Source organism: Pseudoxanthomonas suwonensis (assembly GCF_010093235.1).
GTDB lineage: Bacteria > Pseudomonadota > Gammaproteobacteria > Xanthomonadales > Xanthomonadaceae > Pseudoxanthomonas > Pseudoxanthomonas suwonensis.
In genome coordinates this window covers 17,116-39,473 of sequence record NZ_PDWP01000014.1, presented here as the reverse complement: position 1 = coordinate 39,473, position 22,358 = coordinate 17,116, and the positions used below count along the sequence as shown (strand labels likewise).

Sequence of the window (22,358 nt, the reverse complement as noted above, 5' to 3'; positions counted from 1 at the left end):
TCAGGGCGCGCCGTCGTCGGGCGCCGCTTCTTCCGGGACTGCTTCTTCCGGGACTGCTTCTTCCGGGACCGGCGCGTCCGGGACCGTTTCGTCCGAAGCCTCCTCGTCCGAAGCCTCTTCGCCCGGGGCCCAGCGGAAGGCGAGCAGGCGGTTGTTGCGCAGCAGGGGCACCCGCAGCAGCTGCCGTTCCGGCAGGTAGAGGGGGTCGGCGGTGCCGGGCATCAGCACCAGCAGTTCGGTCACAGTGCCGTCCGCGGCCACGTGCAGCAGCCGTCCGGGCGAGAAGTCGGTAACGGTCCAGCCGCCCCGTCCGTCCGGTTCGATGCCGTCGATGTGCCCGATCGGGGCATCGCCGATGCGGCCGGCGTGGCCATCGGCGAGATCGAACGTGCTCAGGTGGCCGGCCTTGCCGGTGGTTGGCACTTCCCAGCTTCCAGCCAGAAGGCGCTCGCCATCGGCGCGCAGGCCATTGAAGTGGCCGCTGTTCTCCACGTCGACTTCGACCCAGGGCGTGAAGCCCTCGGGCGAGAGCCGGTAGATCGTGGCCAGTCGACGGCTGTAGACATAGACATTGCCCGCGGCATCGGCGGTGCAGTCGTTGAACTGCCCCGGACCGCCATCCCGCGGCCAACGGCGTGCGACGATGGCGCCGTGCTCCAGGTCGATCTCCACCAGTGCATCGTCGTCGCCGACGTAGAGGCGGCCATTGGCCAGCGCCAGTCCCTTCGGGTTCTGCAGGCCCTGCACCCACTGCAGGTCGAGGATCCGGCCTTCGCCATCGAGCCGGCTGATGAAGCCGTCGCCCGGCGCGGCACCCTCGCCATGCGTCCCCATGTTGGAGACATAGAAGAGGTCGCGGTCGGCGTCGTACACCACCGACTCGGGTGCGGAGAAGCCGGTGGCCTGCCACAGCAGCGCCGGTTCCGGCAGCGACGGCGTCGCCACGCAGGGCAGTGCCGGCAGCACGAGCAGCAGCGCCCACGGACGCAGGCATCGGAACGTACGGATGGACATGGACGGCCTTCCGGGGTGGCGACGGCGGGAGGATACCCGCTGGCGGCCCGCCTTCGCGCGCCCGGGCAGGGGGGCGGCGGCTGCGGCTAGACTCTGCGCCGGAAGGCGCGGGAGGGCCGCGGCCGATCGAGGGAGAACGCATGGGAGCAGGAAAGGTCTGCCTTGCACTTTGCCTGGCCGCGCTGGCGCTGCCGGCGGCGGCGAGGGAGAAGTTCGCCTGGCCGGAGGGCCGCAAGGCCGCGGTGAGCCTGGCCTACGACGACGCCCTGGATTCGCAGCTGGACAATGCGGTGCCGGCGCTGCAGAAGTACGGCCTCAAGGGCACGTTCTACATCGTGCCTGCGCGAGAGCCGGTCCGGGCGCGGATGGAGGAATGGCGCGAGGTGGCGCGCATGGGCCATGAGCTGGGCAACCACAGCCTGACCCATCCCTGTTCGGCCCACGGACCCGGTCGCGAATGGGTGCCGGCGCACCAGGACCTGGACCGGATGAGCCTGGCCCAGATCAGGGAGCAGGTCGAGGTCGCGGACGTGTTCCTGCAGTCGCTGGACGGCTACACCGGTCCGCGTACCTATACCGCCCCCTGCGGCGACCGCAACGTGGCCGAGGGCAACTACATCGAGGCCATCGCCGACCGCTTCGTCGGCATCAAGCTGGTCGGCGGCGACGTGGTGCCTGACATGGACGCGCTGGATCCGGCGGCGGTGCCGGCGGCGGTGCCGAACGGGGTCACCGGCAGGCAGCTGATCGCGCTGGTCGAGGAGGCCGGGCGCAAGGGCACGATGATCGGCTTCACCTTCCACGGCATCGGTGGCGACTACCTTTCGGTATCCAAGGAAGCGCACGAGGAACTGCTCGCCTTCCTGGCCGCCAACCGCGACAGGTACTGGACCACCACCTTCCTCGAGCAGATGCAGTGGGTGCGCCGCCAGCAGGAGGCGCGGGGAAAGAAGTAGCGTTGATCCCGGCCCCTCCTCCTTCCGGGGGGAGGGGTTTGGGGAGACGGTCGGGGTACCCGCGACATGCGAGGTAACCGCACACCACGGTTCCGCTTCGCGCCCGCGGCCGCGCATCCCACCCTGGAGGGAAAGGCGGAACTCAGGCCCGCGACTTGCCCGGGCGCGGGGACTTGGCCTTCGTTGCCGGTGCCTTGCGTGCACGCGGCGCGCTCTTGGCCGGACGCGCGCGGGGCGCGGCCGGGGTGCCTCCCGGCGGCGAAGCGGTGGCGGACGCCGTTGGCGCGTGGCCGGGAAAGCCGGGCACCAGTCCGGGCAGCGCATCCCAGCCCTGGAAAAGCGCGCCCCACATCGGGTTGTCGACCGGGAAGCCCAGGCCGGCCTCGTCGAGGGCGGCGGCGGTGTCGCGTCGCCACTCGCGCATGGCCTCCTGCAGGCCGCGGGCGAAGGCGGCCTGGACCGCCACCGAAACCTGCGCCGCGGCCTGCTGGTCGCCGAAGCGCTGCTGCACCTGGCGCCAGAACGCATCGGCCGGCAGCGCGGCAAGCGCCTGCCAGTCGTGGCGGCCGAGGCTTCGCAGCTCGGCGTCGCGTTCCAGCAGTCCCTCCTCGACCAGGCGCTGGCCGAAGTCCAGCCATTGCCTGCTGCCGTCCTGCAGCAGCTCCGCAATGCGTGCCTGCAGCTGCAGGTTGGCGCGATACAGCGCCTGCGGAAGCCCGTTCGGTCCTTTCATCGGAATCCTCCTCCATGGTGCGGGCGGCGCGTGCCGCGAGGTCAACCTTCGAGGCCGGTGCACATGCGTGCGGTGCTTCGGCCCGGCGGCCGGGACGCTGGTCGCACGCATCGCCACCGTGTGCGCCACCGGGCCGCTGAAGGAAAAGGCCCGCGGGCACCGGCGGCATCGCGTCCCGGGCGTTACCAGCGAGCGGAGCGCCGTCAACGCCGTGGACGGTCGGGCGGCAGGCGCTCGTAGTCCCCGGGCACGGCGTGGTTGCGCTCCGGATCGGTGTCCGGCATGTCCGGACCCTTCTTCCGCCCCTCGTTGTTGGCGTACCGGTCGGGGGTATGCGGCTTGTCCTGGTCCGCGGCGGGGCGCTTGTCGCGGGTGCTGTGCGTTTCGGGCGGGGAAGAAGGACGGGTCATGCCGGGCTCCAGGCTGCTGTCGCGCGTTTTTCGCGCACCAGCCGACATGAGCGCACGGCAGGCGTAAGCGCAGCGGCAAGGCCGCGGCCAGGAACCGTGAACGGGTGCCCGGATCAGGAAGCCAGGGCCAGGGCGGCGACCTCGACCGTGGCGCCGGCGTCCGCGGGCGCCACGGATTCCTGGATCGCCCACACCTCCACCCGTTCCGGCTCGCACATGCCGAAGGTGCAGCTGGTGGCGACGTCGGCGGCGTCGCGGCGGCGCGCGACCGGGATGCGATCCGGGCAGGCCGCGCCGGTACGCGGGTCGAACGCCTGCCAACGCCCGTCGATCCAGGCTTCCATCCAGGCGGCGAATGCAGGCTCCGGGCGCATTCCGGCGGTGGCGGCCGGATAGCCCGCGCAGTAGCGCGCGGGAATGCCGACGTTGCGGCACAGGCCGATGGCCGCATGGGTGAAGTCGCGGCAGATGCCACGGCCTTCCTGCAGCGCCCGCAGCGCGCCGCGGGTGAAGTCGACGCTTTCCGGCGCGTACTCGATGGTGCGCGCAACGTGGGCGCAGATCGCCCGCACCCGGACCCGGTCCGACGGGAGGTCCGCGAACCGCAGCTGGGCGTGGCGGGCCAGCGGCCGGCCTTCGCAGTGGCGGCTGGGTTGCAGGAACATCCGGGCTTCCTCGGGAAGCGGCTGTTGCGGTCCCGGGCGCCAGCCAGCCGCGGCGTTGTCGGCGAGCAGGGCATCGCCGCGCAGCACCAGCAGCCCGGCCGGCGCCAGCAGCCGCCGGCAGCTGTTGCCGAAACGGTCGCGGTAGCGATGCAGGGCGACCTCCGGCGAGGTCCACACCGCCGGACCGGAGATCAGGCGGTGGGCGTGGCTGTCGTGCACGTCCAGCATCGCCACCATCGGCGTGGGCTGGGCGAAGCGGTAGGCGATCTGGAAACCCAGCCGGACTGGCATCGGCGTGGCCCGCTGAAAGAGGGATGGCCGAATTGGGCCGGGAAAGCGCGCAAGGCCGCGTGAAGCACGCCGGCAGGGCGCGACGGCGGCTTCACGCCGGCGCCGGCAGGTTCGGCCGGAGACACTTGCGGAGGAACCATGGAGCACCGGCGACTGCGCTTCGGCCGCGGCTTCCGCGTCCTTTTCGGCCACCGCCGGGTGCAGGCGGCGCAGATGGTGCTGCCTCCCGGCGGCAGCGAGGGCGGGCCGGGCAATCGCCACCGCGGCGCGGACCAGTGGCTCTACGTGGTGTCCGGCAGCGGCCTGGCGGTGGTCGACGGCCGCCGCCAGCGCCTGGGCCCGGGCAGCCTGCTGCTGATCGAGCGCGGCGAGGAGCACGAGATCCGCAACACCGGCACAACCCCGTTGCGGACGGTGAACTTCTATTCGCCGCCGGCCTATACCGCGGGCGGCGACGAGCGTCCTGCCGGCCGCCCGAGCTGAGACTCAGCGCACCGCGACCACGCGGTTGCGGCCGTCCTGCTTGGCACGGTACAGCGCACGGTCCGCGCGCTTGAGCAGGCGCTCACCGTCCTCGCCCAGCTGGCGCACGGCCACGCCCGCGCTGAAGCGGACTTCGATGCGACGCTCCTCGTGCGCGAGCGGACGACCGGCCAGCTCGCGCTGCATGCGCTGCACCAGCGCCAGCGCCTCCTCCAGGGAAGCGCGCGGCATCAGCAGGAAGAACTCCTCGCCGCCGTAGCGCGCGATCGCGTCTTCCTTGCGCAGCCCGTCGCGGAGCACCTGCACCACGTGGCACAGCGCGGCGTCGCCGCCGGCGTGGCCGTGGGTGGCGTTCAGCTTGCGGAACTCGTCCAGGTCCACCACGGCCACCGCGACTGGCCAGGCCTCGCGCTCGGCCTGCTCCAGCACGCGGCCGTAGAGCTCCTCGAAGCCGCGGCGGTTCAGCGCGCCGGAGAGCGGATCGCTGCTGGCCAGCTCGCCGATGTCGCGCAGCCGCGACTCCAGCTCGCGCACGCGCGCCTCGGCGGCCTCCACGTCGGCGCGCGCTGCCTGCAGCTGTTCGTGCGAGCGCAGCGCCTGCTCCTGCAGGCGGCGGGTGTCGTCGAGCACGTCCTCCAGGCGGTGGCCGAGGTCGGCGATGGTGCGCGCCTCGCGGATCGCCGCCAGGTGCGCCTGCAGCCGGTCCTGGAACTCGCCGGTCTCGGCGGCCATGCCGTCCAGGCCCTCGACGAAGGAGGCCATCATGACCCGCATCGCGTCCTTGGACTGCTCGATGCCCCGGCGCAGCAGCCCCTGCTGGTAGGCCAGCTCGCGCAGGCCCTGGCGGGTCGCTTCCAGCGCCTGGCGGTCCGGTTCCTGCGCCAGCAGGTTGCGCACGGCGGCGACCTGGGCACGCAGCCAGCTGCCGTCGTCCAGCAGCTCGAACAGGTTTTCCAGCAGCAGGTCGAACAGTTCCAGCAGCAGCGCCTGCTGTTCGGCGGCCTCGCCGGCGTGCACGCCGACCTGGTGGCATAGCTCGCGCACCCGCGCCGCCAGCGGCGACAGGTCGGCCCCCGGCGACCAGCGCTTGAGGTCGCCGGCCACGGCGGCGGACTCGTCGGCCAGGACCGGCAGCGGACGCAGCAGCGAGGCCAGGGCGACGCCCACGGCCTGGCGCAGCAGGTCGCGCAGCTGCTCGGCCTCGGCGGCCGAGGGTGCGTCCAGCGCCGCCGCGAAATCGCGCAGGTACTTGTCCAGGAACTGGCGCAGCACGCGCGCCACGGTGGCCCAGTCGGCGTTTTCGGTGGCCGAGGCCAGGCGCCGGCCGAGGTCGCCCAGCTCGCCCGGCAGCGTCGCCATGCCACGGGCGAACACGGGCAGGACGTTGCCGGCGTCGGGGGCGAGGCCGTCGCTGGGGGCGGACCGCAGCGCGGGCTGGCCGCTTGCGGCTCCGCGGTCTCGGAAGGACATGCGCATGCTTCTCGGGCCCTGGGCCCGGTTGGGGTAACGCCTCGTTAACGGCGGCACGCCGCCGGGATTTAGCACGGGACGGACCTTTCCACGGGCGCCGGCGCCGGTTGTGCGAGGCTTGGCCCCCTCACCCACGACAGGAGGACCCATGGACATCGGCATGGTCGGGCTTGGCCGGATGGGCGGCAACATGGCCTTGCGCCTCAAGCGCGGCGGGCACCGGGTGGTCGGCTACGACCCCGGCGCCGCCGGTCGCGGCGCCGCCGCGGAACTGGAAACGGTGGATTCCCTCGAGGCCCTGGTCGCCGCACTGCCGGCGCCGCGGGCGATCTGGCTGATGGTGCCGGCCGGCGCCCCGGTGGACGCCACCCTCGACCTGCTGCTGCCCCTGCTGCAGCCCGGCGACGTGGTGGTCGACGGCGGCAACTCCAACTACCGCGACAGCGAGCGCCGCGCCGCGCGCTGCCGCGACGCCGGCGTGCACCTGCTGGACTGCGGCACCAGCGGCGGCGTCTGGGGGCTGCAGGAAGGCTACAGCCTGATGGTCGGCGGCGACCCCGGGGCCGCCGCGCGGCTGCGTCCGGTGTTCGAGAGCCTGGCTCCGGCGCCGGATCGCGGTTGGGGCCATGTCGGGCCCAGCGGTGCGGGGCATTTCGCCAAGATGGTCCACAACGGCATCGAGTACGGAATGATGCAGGCCTACGCCGAGGGCTTCGCGATCATGCAGCGCAAGGAATCGATGGCGCTGGACCTGGCCCAGGTCGCCAGGATCTGGCAGCACGGCAGCGTGGTGCGTTCGTGGCTGCTGGACCTGGCCGCCGACGCGCTGGAACGCAACCCGGGCCTGGAGGGCATCGCTCCCTACGTGTCCGATTCCGGCGAGGGCCGCTGGACGGTGGCCGAGGCGATCGAGCTGGACGTGTCCGCACCGGTGATCACGCTTTCGCTGCTGGAACGCCTGCGCTCGCGCGAGAACGATTCCTACGCCGACAAGATGCTGGCCGCGCTGCGCCAGGGCTTCGGCGGGCACGGCGTGCGCAGCGGCTGAGGCCGCTCAGCCCGCCCAGGCGAAATCGACCTCGCGGCGTTCGGCGTCGCTGCGCTTCGCCGCATCGATCAGTGCCATCACCAGCAGCGCGCTGTCGCCGGTCACCGGCGGCAGGCCGCCGCGCACGATCGCGTCGCGCACGCCGGCGTAGTAGGCCGGCCAGTCGCCGCGCAGCGCCGGGGCGGATGCGTCCTCGGCCACCGGGCCGTCGTCGCCGACGCGGAGCAGCACGCCCGGGCGCGGGTCCTGGCCCCATCCATCGCCGCTTCCCGGGCGCAGGCCCGCGCGCAGCGCATCCTCCTGCGGATCGAGCCCGTGCTTGATCCAGCTGCCACCGGTGCCGTGCACGGCGAAGCGCAGGCCGTGCCCCGGCACCAGCGAGCCGGCGTGCAGCAGCACCCGCAGCCGCGGATAGCGCAGCTGCACGTGGAAGTAGTCGACCGCGGAGGCGCCGTGGCGCTGGATGCCCAGGTCCGCGGTGACCGCCAGGGGTGGCCCGAACAGTTGCAGTGCCTGGTCGGCCAGGTGTGGCCCGAGGTCGTACCACAGGCCGCCCCCCGGCCCGGCGCGGTCGCGCCAGCGGTCCGGCACCAGCGGACGGAAGCGGTCGAAGTGCGAATGCAGCTCGGCGACCTCGCCCAGCGCACCGGCATCGAGCAGCGAGCGCAGGGTAAGGAAGTCCGCGTCCCAGCGCCGGTTGTGGAATACGGACAGCACGAGGCCGTGGGCACGTGCCTCTTCCACCAGGCCGCGGGCCTCGTCCAGGTGCAGGGCGAAGGGCTTGTCGACCACCACGTGCTTGCCAGCCTGCAGCGCCGCGCGCGCGATCGGAGCGTGGCTGTCGTTGGGCGTCGCCACGACGACAAGGTCGATCGCAGGATCACCCAGCACCTCCGCCACGCCCGCGCACGGGCGTGCCTGCGGGTGGTCGGCGGCGATCTCGGCGGTGCGGCTGGAGACGATGCTGTGGAGGCGCAGCCCGGGCGCGGTCGCGACCAGCGGGGCATGGAAGACGCGGCCGGCGAGCCCATAGCCGACCAGCGCGATGTTCAACGGAGACGATGGCATTGGAAGCGATTCCACTCGATGCACCCGGCGATTAGACGTGCGTCCTTGCGCAGCCGCAACCGATTCATGGGCGTGAACCAATCACGAATCCATTGCGCGCGGTTCACCTCGACTGGACGTACCGCTGGCGGAGACTGGCCGCCCGATCAGCCAAGGAGGTAACCCATGCGCAAGAACGCTTCCATCCTCGCCGTCGCCCTGACCGCCGTGATGTTCTCCGGTGCCGCGATGGCCGCCGACAACGACCCGCAGAAGAAGAAGGCCGCCGACGCCGATTCGAGCCAGCCGGTTTCCGATACCTGGATCACCACCAAGGTGAAGTCGAGCCTGCTCGCCGACAGCGATGTGGCCGGCACCAAGATCGAGGTCGACACCGTCGACGGCGTGGTCTTCCTGACCGGAAACGTCGAGAGCCAGGCCCAGGTCGACGAGGCCAAGCGCATCGCCGCCGAAATCGACGGCGTCGGCAAGGTCGACACCACCAAGCTGAAGGTTTCGGCCCAGGCTTCGCGCTGAGCCAGGCTTGACGCACTTGCCGCTGCGCCCCGCCCACGGGGATGCAGGCAGGGCGCGGGACCCACGTCCCGCGCCTTTTTTCTTGCCGGATGCAGGCGCGCGGCCGGGGCGGGGAGATGCCGCAGCGGCCACTCCGCTAGAATTCCCGGACCCCCGCACCCCATCCGCCGATGCCGACCACCCTCCCCGCCGACCCGCGGGTCGAATCGCTGATCCAGAGCATGACGCTGGAGGAGAAGGCCGGCCAGCTCGGCGTCTTCGCCGACATGGTCCGCCCCTTCGCGCCGGACGTGAATCCCGAGACCAACGTGCGCAACGCGGCGGAGGTGCTGGAGCAGGTGCGCGCAGGCCGCGTCGGCACCCTGTTCAACGGCGTCGGCGCCGCGGCCGGGCGCGAGATCCAGCGCGTCGCGGTGGAGGAGAGCCGGCTGGGCATTCCCGTGCTGCTGGCTGCGGACGTGATCCACGGCATGCGCACCGTATTCCCGATCCCGCTGGGCGAGGCGGCGAGCTTCGAGCCGGAGCTGGCCGAGCGCACTGCCCGCGCCACCGCGGTCGAGGCCACTGCCGCCGGCATCCACTGGACCTACGCGCCGGCAGTGGACATCGCCCGTGACCAGCGCTGGGGCCGTGGCGCCGAAGGCGCCGGCGAGGACGTCTACCTGGGCTGCCGGTTCGCCGCCGCGCGCGTGCGCGGCTTCCAGGGCGGCGACCTGCGCGCGCCGGATTCGCTGCTGGCCACGGCCAAGCACTTCGTCGCCTACGGCGCGGTGACCGCGGGCCTGGACTACAACTTCGTCGAGATCTCCGAAGGCACCCTGCGCGACGTCCACCTGCCGCCGTTCAAGGCCGCGCTCGATGCCGGCGCGCTGGCGGTGATGACCGCCTTCAACGACATCAACGGCGTCCCGGCCAGCGCCAACCACGCGTTGCTGACCGGAGTGCTGCGCAACGAATGGGGCTTCCCCGGCGTCGTGGTGTCCGACTACACCGCCGACATGGAGCTGCTGGCCCACGGCTACGCCGCCGACGAGGCCCATGCCACCGAACTGGCCTTCACCGCCGGCATGGACATGAGCATGCAGAGCGGCTTCTACGCCGCCCACCTGCCGGCGCTGGTGGAATCGGGCAAGGTGCCGATGGAGCAGCTCGATGCCGCGGTGCGCCGCGTGCTGCAGCTCAAGGCGGCGATCGGACTGTTCGATGATCCCTACCGTTGCCTGGACCCGGCACGCGAGGCCGATACCTCGCTTCTGGCCGGGCACGAGGCCCTGGCGCGCGATGCCGCGCGGCGCGCGATGGTCCTGCTGAAAAACGAGGGCGGGGTGCTGCCGCTGCGCCGCGACGCGCGCATCGCCCTGGTCGGGCCGTTCGCGCGCGACATGGACAACATCGAAGGCTGCTGGACCCTGTTCGGCGACCGCAGCCGCTACGTCGGCCTGGAGGCCGGCATCCGTGCCGCGCTGCCGAAGGGCGCCGCGCTGCAGGTCGTGGACGGCTGCGGCCTGGAAGCGCCGCTGGACGGTGGCATCGAGGCGGCGGTCGCCGCCGCGCGCGAGGCCGACGTGGTGGTGCTGGCGCTGGGCGAGCCGCAGCGTTACAGCGGCGAGGCGCAGTCGCGCGTGCGGATCGAGCTTCCGCCGGTGCAGCAGGCGCTGGCCGAGGCCGTCGCCGCCACCGGCAAGCCGGTCGTGGTGCTGCTGCGCAACGGCCGCGCGCTGGCGCTGCAGGGCGCCGTACGCGACGCGCAGGCGATCCTGGTGACCTGGTTCCTCGGCAGCCAGGCCGGGCATGCCGTGGCCGACGTGCTGTTCGGCGACCACAGCCCCTCCGGGCGCCTGCCGGTGAGTTTCCCGCACGATTCCGGGCAGCAACCGTACTTCTACAACCATCCGCGGACCGGACGTCCGGAGTTGCCGGACATGAAGGAATTCAAGGCGCGTTGGCGCGAGCACCCGCATGCGGCGCTCTATCCGTTCGGCCATGGACTGACCTACAGCCGGATCGAATACGGCGCGACCAGGGTGGACGCCGCCGCGGTGCCCTGGGATGGCGAGGCGGTGGTCCGCGCCAGCGTGCGCAATGCCGGCACGCGCGCGGTGGAGGAGGTGGTGCAGCTGTACGTCCACGACCGCGTCGCCAGCCGGGTGCGGCCGGTGCGCGAGTTGAAGGGGTTCAGGAAGCTGCTGCTGCAGCCGGGAGAGTCGTGCGAGGTGGAGTTCCGCCTGGCCCGCGCGGACCTGGCCTTTACCCGCGCCGACGGCACCCATGGTGCCGAGCCGGGCTGGTTCGACGTGTGGGTGGCGCCATCGTCGGTTGCGGGAGAGCCGGCGGCATTCGAACTGCTGGCCCCGGCGGCACGCTGACCGCATAAGCGTCGCGCCGGCAGTGCCGGCGCGACGGTAGGTGGCCACGGATTGGTCCGCGTTGCGGACTACATGCCGTGCGGATCGGCACCGCGCTCCCAGGCGCGCTGGATGGCCAGGCGCGCCCGCGACCAGTCCAGGCGGGAGCTGCCCTTGCGGCCTTCCCATTCGCGTCGCATCTGGTCTTCGGCGGCGGCGAACTCGGCCGCGGGATCGCGACGGCGGAAGGCGTAGCCGGTCTCGTATGCCGCGGCGTAATCCTCGTAGGTGTCGCCTTCCAGGTAGTACGGTTCGCTGCGGTACTGCTGGTTCCAGTAGCCGGAGTCGGGGAACTGCTCGGTGGCCGTGCGGCCGGGGATCTGGTAGCCGGGCGTGCTCATCGGCGTTTCTCCTGTTCGGTTGGATGGATACCCAACCTATCGGCTGCGCCGTTAAAGCCGCCGCGCCGGTGGGTGATCGCGGTGTTAGGCGTTCAGCTGGCTACGCTGCTGCCCTCGTAAGGCATCTGCGTGGCGCCGGCGCGCTGGATCGCCGCATCCGCGATCGCCAATTGCTCCTCCTCACCGTCCACGACCAGCAGCACCTGGCCGCCTTCGATCGCCTCCTCGAACTTGCGCCGCACCGGGTCCTGCACGGTGGCGCCCATCAGCGCCGAGGACCAGCTGCCTACCGCGGCACCGACGCCGGTCATCAGTGCGGCGCCCGCGAGGGTGATGCCCAGCGGCGGCACCGCCACCGCGACCAGCCCCGCGACCAGTCCCATCGCGCCGCCACCGGCCGCGCCACGCAGCGCCGCCGGCACCATGTCGGTGTGCGCCTCGCGCAGGTCGTCGGGTACCGCATCCATTTCGATGTCCGCGCGCGCGATCAGCGACAGGTCGTCGCGGTCGATCCCGGCATCGCGCGCGGCGCCGAGCGCGGCCTGCGCGGCCGCGAGATTGGGGCTGCTGTATATGTGCCGCTGTTTCATCGCGGTTCCTCCGTATCGTCCACGGAAGAATGTCGGACCCGCGCGGTGACACCTGCGTGAGCGGGCGCCGCCTGCGTTCAGGCTGCCTCGACAGGCGGCGGCTCGTCCGGATCCACCGCATCCGGGCTGTGGCGCGCGACGATGCTGGTCGCGGCCAGGTCGCCGGTGACGTTGCCGGTGGTGGCGAACACGTCGGGGATGGTGTCCACCGCCAGCAGCAGGCCCAGGGGTTCGAGCGGCAGGCCCATGGACTGGGTCACCGGCAGCACCGTGGCCATGAAGCTCACCTGGCCGGGCAGGCCGACCGACCCCATGCTGATCACCACCGCCAGCGCCGCGCCGGCCGCCAGCTGCAGCGGGGCCAGCTCGATGCCATAGGCCCAGGCCACGAAGCAGGCGGCGGTCACGTACTGGATCGGGCTGGTGATGCGGAACAGGGTCACCGCCATCGGCAGCACCAGGCCGGCCACCGTGGCCGGAATGCCCAGGCGCTCGCGCGCGCTCTCCAGCACCGCCGGCAGCGTGGCCAGCGAGGACTGGGTGCTGGCCGCCACCCCCTGCCCCGGCAGCGCCGCCCGTGCGAAGGCCAGGGGCGAGCGTCCCGCCGACACCGCCACCAGCACGTAGCAGATCGCCGTCGCGCCGAGGTACAGCCCGCATTGCAGGACGATGTAGCCGGCCAGCGCGCCGACCACGCCAAGGCCCGCCTGCGCGCACACCGCGAGCATCAGCGCGAACACGCCCAGCGGCGCCGCCAGCAGCACCCAGTGCACGATCACGATCATCGCGTCGGCAATGCCCTGGCACAGGCCGATGACCTGGGCGCGGCGCTCGGCGGCGATGCGGGTGAGGGCGAAGCCGAAGAACAGCGCGAACACCACCAGCGGCAGCATCGCCCCCTGGGCCGCGGCCATGATCGCGTTGGAGGGAACGATGTTGCCGATCCACTGCGCCAGCGAGGGCGCGCCGCCGGCCGGTGCCGCGACCATGCCGCCCTGCAGGCTGGCGGCAAGCTGCGGGTCCGGTTCGACCGAGGCCAGCACCGTCGGCGCAACGACCGCGGCGTAACCGGAGAACAGCGACAGCAGGACCACGAACACCAGCATCGCCCGTCGCGCCACGCGGCCGGAGGCGGCCGCGTTGGCGGCGTTGGCCACGCCCAGGATCACCAGGGACAGCACCAGCGGCACCACCGTCATCTGCAGCGCGCTGAGCCACAGCTTGCCGATCGGCTGGGCGATGGCGGCCGCCGTGGCCGCGGCCGGCGCGCTGGCATGGGCCAGGGCCAGGCCGGCGATGGCGCCTGCAGCCAGCGCCAGCAGCACGCGCGTGGTGGCGCCGGGCCACCTCATCGGGCGGATCCCGCCGCCGGGAGATCCCAGCGCGGCGCCAGGCGCGCGTACTCGGTGCGCGGCAGCAGCACGAAGCGCGGCTGCGCGGCCGGATCGAGCCAGGCCAGCAGGCGGCGCATGTCCTCCTCGGCCATGGCGGTGCAGCCTGCGGTGGGCTCGCCGGGCTGCCGCCACAGGTGGGCGAAGATGCAGCTGCCGTGGCCGGGCGTGTTGCCGGGGTTGTGCGCGATCACCAGGCCCAGGCGGTAGCGCGGATCGCCGTCGTGGTGGAGGTCCAGGCGCATGGGTTCGCTGGAACCGGCCACCGCGGCCTGGCCGACCTCGCGCGCGTCGACGATGCGGTTGTAGTGCGGCGACCCTGGCACGTCCATGCACCAGTGGCTGGCGTCCATCCGCCGGTAGGGCAGGGCAGTGTCGACCTCGTCCGCCGGCGGGTAGCCGAACGCGGGCCCCAGCGCGAACACACCGGCCGGGCTGCGCCCATCGCCCTCGCGCTTGGCGGGTCCCTCGCCCTGGGCGGCCGCCGGATGCAGGCCCTCGCCCCAGGCCGCGCCGCTGCGGCCGATGCTCACCGCGAAGCGCCCGGCCTCGCGCCATGGCGCGTCGGGCGTGGCGCGCCCGTAGTAGCGCAGGGTGCCGGTGGTGGCGTCCCAGTCGGAGATGGTCACGACCACCAGCTGCAGCGGCGCGGCTGCGGTCCCATCCTCCTGCGCGGCTGGCCACGCGGCCAGCACGGTGGCGCTGGCGCCGGCCAGCAGCAGGACCCCGGTCGCCAGCAGGCGCAGGAACGGGTGCAGGCGAAGCGGGCGGCTGCGGGGCTGGGTCATGGTCGCCTCAGGTATCGAGCAGGTGCTGGATGCGCTCGAGGTTGATGTTGAGCTGGCGGTGCCGTTCCGGGTTGGCCTGGCACAGCAGCACGAACAGGAAGTCGAGCAGGTACTGCAGCGAGGAGCGGTACAGCAGCTGGGCCACGTGCGGGGCCGGATCGTGCGCGGACACCACCAGCGCCGCGTCGGCATGGGCGCGCAGCGGGTTGGAGGTGTGCCGGGTGATTGACACCACCTTGCCTTCGCAGGCCTGGAACTGGCGGCTGAGCTGGGGCAGCGGCGCCAGCTGGCCGAACTCCGAGAGCAGCAGCAGCACGTCGCCCGGCCGCGCCGCGGACAGGTTGGCCATCATCAGGATGGGGTCGGCGTGGTGCACGACCAGCACCCCCAGCAGCGACAGGCGCATGGCGAACTCGCGCGCGAACAGGCCGTCGTCGCCCAGGCCGCAGACGAACACCTTGTCCGCGCCGTCGACCATGCCGACGATGGCCTCGATCCGCTCGCGCGGATTGATCAGGCGGGTCTCCTCCTCGGCGGCCGCCTTGCTCCGGCGCAGGCCTTCCTCCAGGCGCGCATAGGCGTCGTCGGACTGCGGGGGAGCGGCCGGTGCGTCGCCCCCGTTGCGGGCCAGCGCCTGGCCGATGCTGAACTTCAGGTCGGGATAGCCGCGGAAGCCGAGCTTCTGGCTGAACTTCACCACCGAGGACTGGCTCACGCCCAGGGCGCTGGCCAGCTGCTGCGAGGAGTAGTCGCGCAGCAGGTGGGCGTTGTCGAGGATGAAGTCGGCGATGCGGCGCTCGATGGCCGACATCTGGTCGCGTTCGGAACGGATCTTTACCAGGGGCGGCATGGGGCGATCTTCATCCGGAGGGCCGTGGCGTGGCAACCGGCGCTCAGCGCGCCAGCGGCTCCAGGCCACGGATCTGGCGGATGCCCAGGCCCGGCGCCTCGGTGATGCTGATCTCCGATTCCTCGAAGATGACCCCGCCCTCGACCGGGTTGAACTGGCCCAGCGAGGGCCCGTCCAGGTCGACCTTGGTGATGGCATCGGCCTTGGCCACGGCCAGGTGCACGGCGGCGGCCACCGAGATGGCCGATTCGATCATGCAGCCGATCATGCATTGCACGCCGTAGATCGAGGCGATGTCGGCGATGCGGATGGCGTTGGACAGGCCGCCGGTCTTCATCAGTTTGATGTTGATGATGTCGGCGGCGCGGCGCTGGATCAGGTCGAACACCTGGTCCGGGCCGAACACGCTCTCGTCGGCCATCACCGGGGTGTGGACCCGGTCGGTGACGTACTTCAGGCCCTCGATGTCGGCGGCCTTGACCGGCTGCTCCAGCAGCTCCAGCAGCACGCCGGCATCCTCGAGGGTCTGCATGGCGTAGACCGCCTGTTTCGTGGTCCAGCCCTGGTTGGCGTCCAGGCGCAGCAGGGCGCGGCCCTCGACCGCGGCATGGATCGCCTTGACCCGCTCGATGTCCAGGCCGATGTCCTTGCCCACCTTGATCTTCAGCGAGTCGAAGCCGCGTTCCACCGCCGAGATCGAATCGGCAACCATCTTGTCGATGTGGTCGACCGAGATGGTGATGTCGGTGGTGATCACCGGGTCGCCGCCGCCCAGCATCCTGTACAGGGGCGCGTCGTAGAGCTGCCCCCACAGGTCGTAGACCGCGATCTCCACCGCCGCCTTGGCGCTGGTGTTGCGCTCCAGCGCGCCCTGGATCAGGCCGCAGATGCGGTTGAGGTTGGCGATCTCCTGGCCGACCAGGCGCGGCTTGATGAAGCGGTCGATGGCCTCGGCGATGGAGCCGTGGGTATCGCCGGTGATCACCGCGGTGGCCGGGGCCTCGCCGTGGCCGGTGTGGCCGGTGTCGGTGCGCACCAGGACCACGATGTCCTCGACCGTGTCGACCGTGCGCAGCGCGGTCTTGAACGGGGTCTTCAGCGGCACGCGCAGCATGCGCAGTTCGATGTCGGTGATCTTCACTTCGATGTCTCGGGAAGGGGATGCGGACGGAGCCGCTGGATGCTGGTCATGCGGTCCACGTAGGTTTCGCCCTCGTTGAACAGCAGCGGTTCCAGCGGGGTGACCGACACGCCGTTGAGGCCGGCGGATACGCGCTTGCCGTCCGGGCCGCGCCAGCCGCCGCCGTTGGTGTCGTGGATCACGTAGGCCATGCCGTCGCGATGGCCGATGGCCATCATCACGTGGCCCGGGATGTAGACGAGGTCACCGGCCTGCAGTCCCTGTACCGCGGCCTTGCGGCGTGCAGGGTCGTCGCCGGCCTCGAAGCCGATCCGGTCCAGCGCCGGGCTCACTGCCTGGTCGCGGGTATTGCGCGGCATGAGGATGCCGAAGCTGCGGTAGACCTCGGACACGAAGCCGCTGCAGTCGCGTGCGTCGTAGGAATGGCCCCAGCCGTAACGCTCGCCGAGGAACTTGAACGCCTGCGTGATGAGGTTGGCCGGGGTCAGCGGCAGGTAGTCGGCGGCCACGTCGGCCGAGCGCGGGATGAGGGCCGGCACGAATTCCAGGCCGCCATCGGCGCGGCGCGCCGGCAGGTCGACCACGTGCGAGGCGTAGGGATGCTGGCCGTTGACCGTGCGCAACGGATCCAGCCCCGTGCGCAGCGGCAGGCGCAGGCCCATGTCCAGCTGCAGTGCCGACACCCGGGGCTCCTCCGGGGTGTAGGTGGTGCGGACGGTGGCGCCGGTGACCACGATGTACGGCGTGCGGCTGGCATAGCCCAGTACTTCCTCGCGCGTTCCGATGGCCACGTGCCGGGCCTCGATCCACGCGGAGTACCGCTCGGAGGTCACGAACAGCCATTGCCGGTCGCGGCTTTCGTGCAGCACCGCCACCGCGTCGCCGGGAAACAGCGCCGATTCCTGGAAGCGGTCGATATCCGTGTCGCCGGGCGAGGAGAACACCCGCAGCATCGTCGGGAAGGTGCGCAGCGCGGCGCGGTGCACCACCAGGCCGTAGCGGAGCGGGCGGCTGGCCGGGATCGCGTCCAGCGCAAGTTCGCGCTGCAGTGCCGAGAGCCTTCGCGCCGGCACCGCCTTGCCCTGTTCGTCGTAGAGCGGACGGGCCGGTGGCGACGAGAGCTTCTCCACCCGTGCGCGCACGAGGTTCCCCGGCAGCGGGTCGGGCAGGGCGGCGATGTCCTGGATCGAGGGATCGCCGGCGCGCATGCGTGCGTTTTGCGCGGCAATGCCCTCGCGGTCGAGGATGATGCGGTGGGGCTGTTCCAGCCGGCTGATCCAGTGCCGGGGATCCAGGTCGGGCAGGCGTACGCCGACCACCGCGGTAGCCGCGTCTTCTCGGGCGGGGGTGCTCCAGGCGGGCAGCGCCAGCACCAGCCCGGCCAGCAGGCCTGCGGCCAGCGCGGCCACGCGCCGGCCATCGGGGTTGTTCCGCGCGACTGGCGGGGTCATGTGGCGGCCTCCCCTCTGCACGGACGTATTGAAGAATAGTTATTCCGAAGATTTGCGAGGTCAAGAATAAATTATTGACCCCGCCTTCCGTGCGTGTTACACCGGCTGCACCACCGCACGCGGGAAGTGTCGTCGTGGAAGCCCGTCTTCGCCAACCAGGGATGCCCGCCGTTGTGCGGACTGCGGTCTGCGGCGGGCCGTTGCCGCGCATGGGCGCGGGCCTGCTGCTGCTGTTCGCGCTGGGGAGCGCGGTGGCCGCGGTGCCGGACTCGCTGCCGCAGGTGGTGGCCGCGGTGGACGAGGGGCGGTTCGCCGAGGCCGAGGAAGGCATCGCCGACCTGCTTGCCCGCTGGGAAACGGCGGGCCTGCAGCGGCGCGCGCTGGAGTTCGAGCGCGAGCGCATGCGTCGTATCCGCCTGGACTTCAGCCTGAACCGCGAAGGCGTGCTGGCGCAGCTGCGGCGGCAGATTCCCGACCTGCGCGAGGCCGAGTTCGAGGCCTGGGACCGGGCAGGCCTGGTCGAGCACATGGACATCGACGGGGAGCGCCGCTGGTTCAGGCGCGCGGTGTCCAACCTGTTCCGGCTCAGCCCCGAGGCGGCGGCACGCCGCGCGCCACCGGTGCGGCCGTTCGCCGAAGGCCCGTTCGAACGCCTGCATCCGCACCATGCCGAGGTGCTTGCCGCCTCCGCGGGCGGCGCCACCAGCGTGGCACCGCGCCGGCTCGAGGTGACGCAGTCGATCATCGTCGAGCCTGATGCGGTGCCGGCGGGCGAGACGGTGCGGGCATGGATTCCGTACCCGCGTGCGATCCCCGCGCAGCAGGAAGGGATCCGCCTGGTCCGGACCTCGCCGGCCGGCGGCAGGGTAGCGCCGGAAAGCGCGCCGATGCGCACCGTCTACCTGGAAGCCACGGCGCAGTCCGGCAGGCCCACCGAATTCTCGGTGACCTACGAGCTGACCGTGTACGCGCGCCGCGTGCGGGTCGATCCGGCGCGGGTACAGGCGGTGGATCGCAAGGATCCGACGCTGGCGCCGTTCCTCGCCGAGCGTCCGCCGCACGTGGTGTTCACCCCGGGGCTGCGTGCCTTCTCGCACCAGGTGGTGGGGAACGAGACCAATCCCTACCGCATCGCGCAGAAGCTGTTCGCGGCGGTCGACCGCATTCCCTGGGCCGGCGCCCGCGAGTACTCGACCATCTCCAACATCAGCGACCACGCGCTCAGGGCCGGGCATGCCGACTGCGGCCAGCAGACCCTGCTGCTGATCACGCTGCTGCGGCTCAACGGCATCCCCGCGCGCTGGCAGTCCGGCTGGACCTACTCGGACGAGGACGTCGGCTACGACAACATGCACGACTGGGGCTGGATGTACCTGCGTCCCTACGGCTGGCTGCCGATGGACGTGACCACCGGCCAGCTGGAAAGCGACGACCCGGCGCTGCGCTGGTTCTACCTGGGCGGCCTGGACGCCTACCGCATCGCCTTCAACGACGACTACGCGCGCGACTTCGTGCCCGCCAAGACCCACTTCCGCTCCGAGACCGTGGACTCGCAGCGCGGCGAAGTCGAGTGGCGGGGCGGCAACCTCTATTTCGACCAGTGGGACTACCGGTTCCAGTGGCGGATGCTACCGGTCGGGGAAGGCGGCCGGACGGGCGGGGATGACCTCAACACCACTGCGGGAGAGAGACGGGGATGGACAGCAGGATCCTGAGGAAGGCGGCCCTGGCCGCGGCGCTCGGCACGTGCCTGGGCGCGATGGCACCGCTGGCGATGGCCCAGAGCGCTACCGGCGCCGTCGCCGGCAGGGCGGAGGCCGGGGCGAGGGTGACCATCACCAATCCGGCCACCGGCTTCAGCCGCACGGTCACCGCAGGCGAGGACGGCAGCTACCGCCTGCCGCTGCTGCCGCCGGGCAGCTACACGGTGCAGGCCGAAGGGGGCAGGCAGGCCGACGTGACCGTGACCCTGGGCGCGACCACCTCGGTGAACCTGGTCGCCGAACCCGCCACCCTCGAAGGCATCGAGGTGGTCGGCAGCCGCGTGGTCCTGCCGGTGGACGTCACCTCCACCGAGTCGGCGATGAACATCAACGCCGAGGAGCTGGCGCGCCTGCCGGTGGACCGCAACGTCACCTCGGTGGCGCTGCTGGCGCCCGGCGTGGCCGCCGGCAGCGCCGCGTTCGGCGGCATCTCCTTCGGCGGTTCCTCGGTGGCGGAGAACGCGTTCTACGTCAACGGCCTCAACGTCACCGACTTCTACAACCGCGTCGGCTTCTCCGAGGCGCCGTTCGACTTCTACGAGGACTTCCAGGTCAAGACCGGCGGCTACTCGGTGGAGTTCGGCCGCACCACCGGCGGCGTGGTCAACGCCGTGGCACGGTCCGGTACCAACGAGTTCCACTATGGTTCCAAGCTGGTGTGGGCTCCGAAGGACTGGGAGTCGTCGGCGCGCAACAGCTACCTGGACGGCGACCGCTACCTGACCCGCAGCAGGGACAGGACCGACTCCACCCGCCTGAACGTGTGGGCATCGGGCCCGATCGTGAAGGACCGGATGTTCTTCTTCGCCATGTACGAGGGCCGCAAGGTCGAGCCGGAGAACACCAACGACGCCGGCACCTCGTTCGACCGCGGCGACTCCGACGACGGCTTCTGGGGCACGACCCTGGACTGGCAGATCACCGACCGCAACCTGCTGAGCCTGATGGCGTTCTCCAACGAGAACCGCACCGACACCGCCACCTACGCCTACGACTTCGACAGCGACACCGTCGGCCAGAAGCTCAGCGACTCCTACTCGGAGACCGGCGGCACCAACTGGGCGCTGACCTGGAGCTCGTACCTGACCGACAACCTGTCGATGAAGGTGATGCACGGCCGCAACGAGCGCAACAGCGTCACCGGTTCGCCCAACGACGTGGACTGCAACTACGTCACCCGCGCCTCCGGCGTGCCCGATCCGGGCGTGCCCCTGGGCTGCACCAGCAACCCCACCGTCTACGACCGCAACGACGAGCGCGAGCAGAGCCGGATCGACTTCGAGTGGGTGCTGGGCGACCACCTGCTGCGCTTCGGCATCGACGACGAGACCAACACCTCCGACCTCGACCAGGTCTACTCCGGTCCCGGCGGCGTGCAGTACAACGTGTATACCGCCACCCCGCTGACCAACAACTCCAACTGCGGCGGGTTCCTGGTCCCGGCCGGCTACACCGCCTGCGTGCGCGCCCGCCAGTACGCGATCTTCGGCGAGTTCGAATCGACCAACCGCGCCTACTACATCGAGGACAACTGGTCGATCACCGACAACCTGGTCCTGAACCTGGGCCTGCGCTACGAGGAGTTCAACAACAAGGACGCCGAAGGCCGCACCTACATCAGGATGGACGACATGTGGGCGCCGCGCCTGGGCTTCTCCTGGGATCCGGCGGGCCAGGGCACGATGAAGGTGTTCGGCAACGTCGGCCGCTACTTCCTGCCGGTGGCCAACGTCATCAACATCAAGCAGGGCGGCGCCCTGCTCGACGCGCGCAGCTACCACGGACTCGAGGGCTGGGAGATCCGCGAGCGCGACGGCGTCCAGTACGCGGTGCCGGTGCTGGGCGAGTTCATGGGCTTCGACGACGACCAGGGCGACGGCACCGTCGGCGACCTGCGCGCCGAGGTCGATGCCGACATGGACCCGGTCTACCAGGACGAGCTGATCCTGGGCTTCCAGCAGGTGCTGGGCGAGAAATGGTCGTGGGGCGCGCGCGGCATCTACCGCAAGCTGCACAACGCCATCGACGACATCAACATCACCGCCACCCACTGCGGCCGCGTGCCCAGCGTGTGGGTGATGGGCAACCCGGGCAAGGACGTCACCATCTGGGGCGACACCGACTGCGACGGCAGCAACGACGGCTACATCACCGTCGACACCTCCAGGGGCGGCTACTGGACCGAGTCGGACGACTTCGAGTACATCGACGGCGAGTGGGAGTACGTGGGCTCGACCCCGACCGGGCAGCGCGGCTGGAGCAAGCCCAGGCGCACCTACAAGGCGCTGGAGCTGCAGCTGGACCGCGCCTGGGACGGCAAGTGGGCGTTCAATGCCTCGTACACGCTGTCGTGGAACGAGGGCAACGCCGAGGGCCCGGTCAACACCGACACCAACTTCGGCGACACCGGCCGCACCGAGAACTTCGACGACCCGTTCGTGAACTACCGCGGCCACGGCCCGCTGGCCAACGACCACCGCCACCAGGTCAAGCTGCGCGGCACCTACGCCCTGACCGGGAACTGGAGCCTGGGCGCGACCGTGGACGCCCGCTCCGGCGGCCCGATCACCGGCTTCGGCGTCGGCAACCCGTACAACTGGAAGCTCTACCACAGCTACTTCGTGTGCGTGGACAAGTGCACCCCCGAGGAAGCCTTCGCCAATCCGCAGGAAGGCGACACCTGGAGCACCTCCGACCGCGTGTACGAGCACTCCGCGCGCGGCGGCGCCGGGCGCATGCCCTGGTACATCGACGTCGGCCTGAGCGTGGCCTACCAGCGCGATTTCGGCCCGGCGAAATTCTCGGCCAAGCTTTCGGCCAACAACATCTTCAACCGCCAGCGGCCGGTCTGGGTCTACCAGGACCTGGAATCGAGCATTGGCACCCGCGACGAGTTCTTCGGCCGCGAGCGCTTCCTGCAGTCCCCGCGCTATGCCCAGCTGGTGCTGGCGCTGGAGTACTGACAACCGGACGGCGCGGGCCTG

20 protein-coding genes are annotated in these 22,358 nt (G+C 71.2%); 7 read left to right on the top strand and 13 right to left on the bottom strand.

Features of this window, described 5'->3' with window-relative positions; genetic code table 11:
• Positions 1–1,014 (bottom strand): SMP-30/gluconolactonase/LRE family protein, encoded by a 1,014-nt coding sequence (locus CSC68_RS08360; protein ID WP_162203108.1) that lies wholly within the window; start codon positions 1,012–1,014, stop codon positions 1–3.
• Between the two features lie 140 nt (positions 1,015–1,154).
• Between CSC68_RS08360 and CSC68_RS08355 the strand changes: the two genes are divergently transcribed.
• A complete protein-coding gene (locus tag CSC68_RS08355; RefSeq protein WP_162203107.1) occupies positions 1,155–1,970 on the top strand; it encodes a polysaccharide deacetylase family protein in 816 nt (271 codons plus the stop codon).
• 142 nt (positions 1,971–2,112) lie between these two features.
• Here the strand turns inward: CSC68_RS08355 and CSC68_RS08350 are convergent, their stop codons facing one another.
• The 3 genes from CSC68_RS08350 to CSC68_RS08340 all read right to left on the bottom strand — a co-directional run bounded on the left by CSC68_RS08350 (position 2,113) and on the right by CSC68_RS08340 (position 4,069).
• Positions 2,113–2,703 (bottom strand): hypothetical protein, encoded by a 591-nt coding sequence (locus tag CSC68_RS08350; RefSeq protein ID WP_162203106.1) that lies wholly within the window; start codon positions 2,701–2,703, stop codon positions 2,113–2,115.
• Positions 2,704–2,906: 203 nt separating this feature from the next.
• Positions 2,907–3,113 (bottom strand): hypothetical protein, encoded by a 207-nt coding sequence (locus tag CSC68_RS08345; protein WP_162203105.1) that lies wholly within the window; start codon positions 3,111–3,113, stop codon positions 2,907–2,909.
• A gap of 113 nt (positions 3,114–3,226) precedes the next feature.
• Positions 3,227–4,069: a transglutaminase-like domain-containing protein gene (locus CSC68_RS08340; protein ID WP_162203104.1), complete on the bottom strand. Its 843-nt coding sequence runs from the start codon at positions 4,067–4,069 to the stop codon at positions 3,227–3,229.
• Between the two features lie 138 nt (positions 4,070–4,207).
• On the opposite strand from CSC68_RS08340, the gene CSC68_RS08335 reads away from it, so the two are divergent.
• On the top strand, positions 4,208–4,552 hold the full coding sequence (locus CSC68_RS08335; RefSeq protein ID WP_162203103.1) for a cupin domain-containing protein: 345 nt from the start codon (positions 4,208–4,210) through the stop codon (positions 4,550–4,552).
• 3 nt (positions 4,553–4,555) lie between these two features.
• Here the strand turns inward: CSC68_RS08335 and CSC68_RS08330 are convergent, their stop codons facing one another.
• Positions 4,556–6,022 (bottom strand): GGDEF domain-containing protein, encoded by a 1,467-nt coding sequence (locus CSC68_RS08330; protein ID WP_162203102.1) that lies wholly within the window; start codon positions 6,020–6,022, stop codon positions 4,556–4,558.
• Between the two features lie 148 nt (positions 6,023–6,170).
• Here CSC68_RS08330 and gnd point away from each other — a divergent pair, with 148 nt between their 5' ends.
• A complete protein-coding gene (gene gnd / locus CSC68_RS08325; protein ID WP_162203101.1) occupies positions 6,171–7,070 on the top strand; it encodes a phosphogluconate dehydrogenase (NAD(+)-dependent, decarboxylating) in 900 nt (299 codons plus the stop codon).
• Positions 7,071–7,076: 6 nt separating this feature from the next.
• Here gnd and CSC68_RS08320 read toward each other — a convergent pair whose 3' ends face one another.
• On the bottom strand, positions 7,077–8,138 hold the full coding sequence (locus CSC68_RS08320) for an oxidoreductase (RefSeq protein ID WP_162203100.1): 1,062 nt from the start codon (positions 8,136–8,138) through the stop codon (positions 7,077–7,079).
• Between the two features lie 165 nt (positions 8,139–8,303).
• On the opposite strand from CSC68_RS08320, the gene CSC68_RS08315 reads away from it, so the two are divergent.
• Positions 8,304–8,654, top strand: a complete 351-nt coding sequence (locus CSC68_RS08315) for a BON domain-containing protein (RefSeq protein WP_162203099.1) — start codon at positions 8,304–8,306, stop codon at positions 8,652–8,654.
• A 170-nt stretch (positions 8,655–8,824) separates the two neighbouring features.
• A complete protein-coding gene (locus tag CSC68_RS08310) occupies positions 8,825–11,020 on the top strand; it encodes a glycoside hydrolase family 3 N-terminal domain-containing protein (protein ID WP_162203098.1) in 2,196 nt (731 codons plus the stop codon).
• Positions 11,021–11,088: 68 nt separating this feature from the next.
• On the opposite strand, the gene CSC68_RS08305 is transcribed toward CSC68_RS08310, so the two are convergent.
• The 7 genes from CSC68_RS08305 to CSC68_RS08275 all read right to left on the bottom strand — a co-directional run bounded on the left by CSC68_RS08305 (position 11,089) and on the right by CSC68_RS08275 (position 17,611).
• Positions 11,089–11,400 carry a hypothetical protein gene (locus CSC68_RS08305; protein WP_162203097.1) on the bottom strand — a complete coding sequence of 104 codons (312 nt, stop codon included), beginning with the start codon at positions 11,398–11,400 and terminating at the stop codon, positions 11,089–11,091.
• A gap of 92 nt (positions 11,401–11,492) precedes the next feature.
• Entirely contained in the window at positions 11,493–11,990 is a 498-nt protein-coding gene (locus CSC68_RS08300) for a hypothetical protein (RefSeq protein ID WP_162203096.1), read from the bottom strand.
• A 77-nt stretch (positions 11,991–12,067) separates the two neighbouring features.
• On the bottom strand, positions 12,068–13,342 hold the full coding sequence (locus CSC68_RS08295; protein ID WP_162203095.1) for a dicarboxylate/amino acid:cation symporter: 1,275 nt from the start codon (positions 13,340–13,342) through the stop codon (positions 12,068–12,070).
• Positions 13,339–14,169: a L,D-transpeptidase family protein gene (locus CSC68_RS08290; RefSeq protein ID WP_246193493.1), complete on the bottom strand. Its 831-nt coding sequence runs from the start codon at positions 14,167–14,169 to the stop codon at positions 13,339–13,341. Before CSC68_RS08290 ends, CSC68_RS08295 begins: the two co-directional genes overlap by 4 nt.
• A gap of 7 nt (positions 14,170–14,176) precedes the next feature.
• Entirely contained in the window at positions 14,177–15,019 is an 843-nt protein-coding gene (locus CSC68_RS08285) for a MurR/RpiR family transcriptional regulator (protein WP_162203094.1), read from the bottom strand.
• A gap of 43 nt (positions 15,020–15,062) precedes the next feature.
• A complete protein-coding gene (locus tag CSC68_RS08280; protein WP_162203093.1) occupies positions 15,063–16,160 on the bottom strand; it encodes a dipeptide epimerase in 1,098 nt (365 codons plus the stop codon).
• Positions 16,157–17,611, bottom strand: coding sequence for a C40 family peptidase (locus CSC68_RS08275; protein WP_162203092.1), 1,455 nt, complete (start codon positions 17,609–17,611; stop codon positions 16,157–16,159). The genes CSC68_RS08280 and CSC68_RS08275 overlap by 4 nt, the downstream gene beginning before the upstream one ends.
• Positions 17,612–17,820: 209 nt before the next feature.
• On the opposite strand from CSC68_RS08275, the gene CSC68_RS08270 reads away from it, so the two are divergent.
• Positions 17,821–19,326 (top strand): transglutaminase family protein, encoded by a 1,506-nt coding sequence (locus tag CSC68_RS08270; RefSeq protein ID WP_211365716.1) that lies wholly within the window; start codon positions 17,821–17,823, stop codon positions 19,324–19,326.
• A complete protein-coding gene (locus CSC68_RS08265; RefSeq protein ID WP_162203090.1) occupies positions 19,308–22,337 on the top strand; it encodes a TonB-dependent receptor in 3,030 nt (1,009 codons plus the stop codon). Before CSC68_RS08270 ends, CSC68_RS08265 begins: the two co-directional genes overlap by 19 nt.
• Positions 22,338–22,358 lie beyond the last annotated feature (21 nt).

Excerpts from the sequence above, each read along its gene's own strand:
- CSC68_RS08345 (WP_162203105.1), bottom strand. The coding sequence starts at position 3,113 with ATGACCCGTCCTTCTTCCCCGCCCGAAACGCACAGCACCCGCGACAAG.
- CSC68_RS08355 (WP_162203107.1), top strand. The coding sequence starts at position 1,155 with ATGGGAGCAGGAAAGGTCTGCCTTGCACTTTGCCTGGCCGCGCTGGCG.
- CSC68_RS08310 (WP_162203098.1), top strand. The coding sequence starts at position 8,825 with ATGCCGACCACCCTCCCCGCCGACCCGCGGGTCGAATCGCTGATCCAG.
- CSC68_RS08360 (WP_162203108.1), bottom strand. The coding sequence starts at position 1,014 with ATGTCCATCCGTACGTTCCGATGCCTGCGTCCGTGGGCGCTGCTGCTC.
- CSC68_RS08340 (WP_162203104.1), bottom strand. The coding sequence starts at position 4,069 with ATGCCAGTCCGGCTGGGTTTCCAGATCGCCTACCGCTTCGCCCAGCCC.
- CSC68_RS08300 (WP_162203096.1), bottom strand. The coding sequence starts at position 11,990 with ATGAAACAGCGGCACATATACAGCAGCCCCAATCTCGCGGCCGCGCAG.
- CSC68_RS08295 (WP_162203095.1), bottom strand. The coding sequence starts at position 13,342 with ATGAGGTGGCCCGGCGCCACCACGCGCGTGCTGCTGGCGCTGGCTGCA.
- CSC68_RS08305 (WP_162203097.1), bottom strand. The coding sequence starts at position 11,400 with ATGAGCACGCCCGGCTACCAGATCCCCGGCCGCACGGCCACCGAGCAG.
- CSC68_RS08350 (WP_162203106.1), bottom strand. The coding sequence starts at position 2,703 with ATGAAAGGACCGAACGGGCTTCCGCAGGCGCTGTATCGCGCCAACCTG.
- CSC68_RS08265 (WP_162203090.1), top strand. The coding sequence starts at position 19,308 with ATGGACAGCAGGATCCTGAGGAAGGCGGCCCTGGCCGCGGCGCTCGGC.
- CSC68_RS08330 (WP_162203102.1), bottom strand. The coding sequence starts at position 6,022 with ATGTCCTTCCGAGACCGCGGAGCCGCAAGCGGCCAGCCCGCGCTGCGG.
- CSC68_RS08320 (WP_162203100.1), bottom strand. The coding sequence starts at position 8,138 with ATGCCATCGTCTCCGTTGAACATCGCGCTGGTCGGCTATGGGCTCGCC.
- CSC68_RS08275 (WP_162203092.1), bottom strand. The coding sequence starts at position 17,611 with ATGACCCCGCCAGTCGCGCGGAACAACCCCGATGGCCGGCGCGTGGCC.
- CSC68_RS08315 (WP_162203099.1), top strand. The coding sequence starts at position 8,304 with ATGCGCAAGAACGCTTCCATCCTCGCCGTCGCCCTGACCGCCGTGATG.
- gnd (WP_162203101.1), top strand. The coding sequence starts at position 6,171 with ATGGACATCGGCATGGTCGGGCTTGGCCGGATGGGCGGCAACATGGCC.
- CSC68_RS08335 (WP_162203103.1), top strand. The coding sequence starts at position 4,208 with ATGGAGCACCGGCGACTGCGCTTCGGCCGCGGCTTCCGCGTCCTTTTC.
- CSC68_RS08270 (WP_211365716.1), top strand. The coding sequence starts at position 17,821 with ATGGGCGCGGGCCTGCTGCTGCTGTTCGCGCTGGGGAGCGCGGTGGCC.
- CSC68_RS08290 (WP_246193493.1), bottom strand. The coding sequence starts at position 14,169 with ATGACCCAGCCCCGCAGCCGCCCGCTTCGCCTGCACCCGTTCCTGCGC.
- CSC68_RS08285 (WP_162203094.1), bottom strand. The coding sequence starts at position 15,019 with ATGCCGCCCCTGGTAAAGATCCGTTCCGAACGCGACCAGATGTCGGCC.